The 2,866-nt window shown below is 55.8% G+C and carries 2 rRNA genes (1 of these 2 only partly in view); both read right to left on the bottom strand.

What is annotated here, in order from left to right:
- Positions 1-9: 9 nt before the first annotated feature.
- Positions 10-126: ribosomal RNA gene (rrf, locus tag G6017_RS01390) — 5S ribosomal RNA — on the bottom strand.
- A gap of 99 nt (positions 127-225) precedes the next feature.
- Positions 226-2,866, bottom strand: a 23S ribosomal RNA gene (locus tag G6017_RS01385) (it continues 456 nt past the right edge of the window).

The following is a 2,866-nucleotide window of genomic DNA, read 5'->3' as shown; positions in this document are numbered from 1 at the left end:
TGAAGTTGTGTTCGGCGGTGACCTACTCTCCCACACCCTCACGAGTGCAGTACCATCGGCGCTGGCAGGCTTAGCTTCCGGGTTCGGAATGGGACCGGGCGTTTCCCTGCCGCTATGGCCGCCGTAACTCTGTGAAACAAGGCCCGACCCGCGATCGAGACCGCGGATGGGTGTGTTGTTTCAGATACTGCACAGTGGACGCGTAACAAATTCTTTGGCTTATTTGTGTGTAAGCCCTCGGCCGATTAGTACCGGTCACCTCCACGCATTGCTGCGCTTCCAGTTCCGGCCTATCAACCCCATGGTCTGTGGGGGGCCTTAACCACGCAAGGTGGTGAGAAACCTCATCTTGGAACAGGCTTCCCGCTTAGATGCTTTCAGCGGTTATCCCTTCCGAACGTAGCTAACCAGCGATGCTCCTGGTGGAACAACTGGCACACCAGAGGTTCGTCCGTCCCGGTCCTCTCGTACTAGGGACAGCTTTCCTCAAGTTTCTTACGCGCGCGGCGGATAGAGACCGAACTGTCTCACGACGTTCTAAACCCAGCTCGCGTGCCGCTTTAATGGGCGAACAGCCCAACCCTTGGGACCTACTCCAGCCCCAGGATGCGACGAGCCGACATCGAGGTGCCAAACCATCCCGTCGATATGGACTCTTGGGGAAGATCAGCCTGTTATCCCCGGGGTACCTTTTATCCGTTGAGCGACACCGCTTCCACTTGCCGGTGCCGGATCACTAGTCCCGACTTTCGTCCCTGCTCGACGTGTCAGTCTCACAGTCAAGCTCCCTTGTGCACTTGCACTCAACACCTGATTGCCATCCAGGCTGAGGGAACCTTTGGGCGCCTCCGTTACTCTTTAGGAGGCAACCGCCCCAGTTAAACTACCCACCAGGCACTGTCCCTAACCCAGATCATGGGCCGAGGTTAGACGTCCAATACGATCAGAGTGGTATTTCAACAACGACTCCACACACACTGGCGTGCATGCTTCACAGTCTCCCACCTATCCTACACAAACCGAATCGAACGCCAATACCAAGCTATAGTAAAGGTCCCGGGGTCTTTTCGTCCTGCCGCGCGTAACGAGCATCTTTACTCGTAGTGCAATTTCGCCGAGTCTGTGGTCGAGACAGCAGAGAAGTCGTTACGCCATTCGTGCAGGTCGGAACTTACCCGACAAGGAATTTCGCTACCTTAGGATGGTTATAGTTACCACCGCCGTTTACTGGGGCTTAAATTCTCAGCTTCGCCTTGCGGCTAACCGGTCCTCTTAACCTTCCAGCACCGGGCAGGCGTCAGTCCGTATACATCGACTTACGTCTTCGCACGGACCTGTGTTTTTAGTAAACAGTCGCTTCTCTCTGGTCTCTGCGACCACACCCAGCTCCCACCGTGAAGATGTTCACCGGGCATGGCCCCCCTTCTCCCGAAGTTACGGGGGTATTTTGCCGAGTTCCTTAACCACAGTTCTCTCGATCGCCTTGGTATTCTCTACCTGATCACCTGTGTCGGTTTGGGGTACGGGCCGTGTATGAACTCACTAGAGGCTTTTCTCGGCAGCATAGGATCACTGAATTCCCCACAACGGGTATGCATCAAGTCTCAGCCTTGATGTGACACGGATTTGCCTATGTCACGGCCTACACTCTTACACCAGTACAACCACTGACTGGCCCAGCTACCTTCCTGCGTCACCCCATCGCTTGGCTACTACCAGATCAGGTCCCGCGCATCCAGACCACGTCATCCCGAAGGATGCTCTAGGCCATTCAGGGCGGTTAGTATCACTGATTCACCATGGGCGCGCACACACGGGTACGGGAATATCAACCCGTTGTCCATCGACTACGCCTGTCGGCCTCGCCTTAGGTCCCGACTCACCCTGGGCAGATTAGCTTGACCCAGGAACCCTTGATCATTCGGCGGACGAGTTTCTCACTCGTCATTCGCTACTCATGCCTGCATTCTCACTCGTGTGGCCTCCACGCCTGGATCACTCCGACGCTTCTATGGCCACACGACGCTCCCCTACCCACCCACACACCTGCCCGGAGGAGGTTATTGTGTGAGTGCCGCGGCTTCGGCGGTGTACTTGAGCCCCGCTAAATTGTCGGCGCAGGACCACTTGACCAGTGAGCTATTACGCACTCTTTCAAGGGTGGCTGCTTCTAAGCCAACCTCCTGGCTGTCTCAGCGATCCCACATCCTTTTCCACTTAGTACACGCTTAGGGGCCTTAGCCGGCGATCTGGGCTGTTTCCCTCTCGACTATGAAGCTTATCCCCCACAGTCTCACTGCCGCACTCTCACACCTCGGCATTCGGAGTTTGGCTGACGTCAGTAACCTTGTAGGGCCCATCGGCCATCCAGTAGCTCTACCTCCGAGGTGAAACATGCGACGCTGCACCTAAATGCATTTCGGGGAGAACCAGCTATCACGGAGTTTGATTGGCCTTTCACCCCTACCCACAACTCATCCCCTCAGTTTTCAACCTAAGTGGGTTCGCGCCTCCACGACGTCTTACCGTCGCTTCACACTGGCCATGGGTAGATCACTCCGCTTCGGGTCTAGAGCATGCCACTATACTCGCCCTATTAGGACTCGCTTTCGCTACGGCTTCCCCACACGGGTTAACCTCGCGACATACCACTAACTCGCAGGCTCATTCTTCAAAAGGCACGCCATCAGCCCGAAAGCCTCTGACGGATTGTAAGCACACGGTTTCAGGTACTATTTCACTCCCCTCCCGGGGTACTTTTCACCATTCCCTCACGGTACTAATCCGCTATCGGTCACCAAGGAGTATTTAGGCTTACCGGGTGGTCCCGGCAGATTCACAGCAGATTTCACGGGCCCGCTGCTAC

It is taken from the genome of Dietzia sp. B44 (assembly GCF_014145245.1).
Lineage (GTDB): Bacteria > Actinomycetota > Actinomycetes > Mycobacteriales > Mycobacteriaceae > Dietzia > Dietzia natronolimnaea.
The sequence above is the reverse complement of the archived record's forward strand: the minus strand, read 5'-3'. Positions and strand labels throughout refer to the sequence as shown.